Below are 206 nucleotides of genomic sequence, written 5' to 3' on the forward strand. Positions count from 1 at the left end.
GTACCGCGGTCGCGATCGGCCCGTCCGCCCCCCGTCAGAGTGTTTCTAGAATATTGGAATTTACTCACAATACTAATACCACACGCCCGTAACTACCGCGTGTGAGACCGTCATGACCGACATCGAACCTCAAGAGACCGTCGACGCCAGAGGCGCAGCGTGTCCCGGCCCGCTGATGGACCTCATCGGAGCGATTCGGAGCGCCG

1 pseudogene is annotated in these 206 nt (G+C 60.2%); it reads left to right on the top strand.

Annotation, left to right across the window (positions count from 1 at the left end):
- Window positions 1–112 precede the first annotated feature (112 nt).
- Window positions 113–206 (top strand): annotated as a pseudogene (locus EXE44_RS21870) (sulfurtransferase TusA family protein); the annotation flags it as partial.

Origin of the sequence: Halorubrum sp. SS7 (assembly GCF_005435055.1) — an archaeon.
Classification (GTDB): domain Archaea; phylum Halobacteriota; class Halobacteria; order Halobacteriales; family Haloferacaceae; genus Halorubrum; species Halorubrum salinarum.